This window comes from Streptococcus sp. HMSC10E12, from assembly GCF_001807855.1.
GTDB classification, from domain to species: Bacteria; Bacillota; Bacilli; order Lactobacillales; family Streptococcaceae; genus Streptococcus; species Streptococcus salivarius.
Window position 1 is genome coordinate 1 of record NZ_KV791122.1, and the last position, 1,054, is coordinate 1,054.

Consider the following 1,054-nt stretch of genomic DNA (forward strand, 5'->3'; position numbering starts at 1 on the left):
GCGGCTGGATCACCTCCTTTCTAAGGAAAAACGGAATGTACTTGAGTTTCTTATTTAGTTTTGAGAGGTCTTGTGGGGCCTTAGCTCAGCTGGGAGAGCGCCTGCTTTGCACGCAGGAGGTCAGCGGTTCGATCCCGCTAGGCTCCATTGAATCGAAAGATTCAAGTATTGTCCATTGAAAATTGAATATCTATATCAAATTCCATATGTAATTGATTACATATAGATAGTAACAAGAAAATAAACCGAAACGCTGTGAATATTTAATGAGTTAGGTCGAAAGACCAAAATAAGGTTAAGTTAATAAGGGCGCACGGTGGATGCCTTGGCACTAGAAGCCGATGAAGGACGTGACTAACGACGAAATGCTTTGGGGAGCTGTAAGTGAGCAATGATCCAGAGATGTCCGAATGGGGGAACCCGGCAGGTAATGCCTGTCACTCATTACTGTTAAGGTAATGTAGAGGAAGACGCAGTGAACTGAAACATCTAAGTAGCTGCAGGAAGAGAAAGCAAAAGCGATTGCCTTAGTAGCGGCGAGCGAAACGGCAAGAGGGCAAACCGAAGAGTTTACTCTTCGGGGTTGTAGGACTGCAACGTGGACTTAAAGATTATAGAAGAACTACCTGGGAAGGTAGGCCAAAGAGAGTAATAGCCTCGTATTCGAAATAGTCTTTATACCTAGCAGTATCCTGAGTACGGCGAGACACGAGAAATCTCGTCGGAATCTGGGAGGACCATCTCCCAACCCTAAATACTCTCTAGTGACCGATAGTGAACCAGTACCGTGAGGGAAAGGTGAAAAGCACCCCGGGAGGGGAGTGAAATAGAACCTGAAACCGTGTGCCTACAACAAGTTCGAGCCCGTTAATGGGTGAGAGCGTGCCTTTTGTAGAATGAACCGGCGAGTTACGATATGATGCGAGGTTAAGTTGAAGAGACGGAGCCGTAGGGAAACCGAGTCTTAATAGGGCGCATTAGTATCATGTCGTAGACCCGAAACCATGTGACCTACCCATGAGCAGGTTGAAGGTGAGGTAAAACTCACTGGAGG

Annotated in this window: 1 tRNA gene and 1 rRNA gene; both read left to right on the plus strand. The window is 46.5% G+C overall.

The features are described 5' to 3' along the window. The first annotated feature begins 74 nt into the window (after positions 1 to 74). Positions 75 to 147, plus strand: a tRNA-Ala gene (locus HMPREF3112_RS10215). Between the two features lie 146 nt (positions 148 to 293). Further along, positions 294 to 1,054: ribosomal RNA gene (locus HMPREF3112_RS10220) — 23S ribosomal RNA — on the plus strand; the annotation flags it as partial.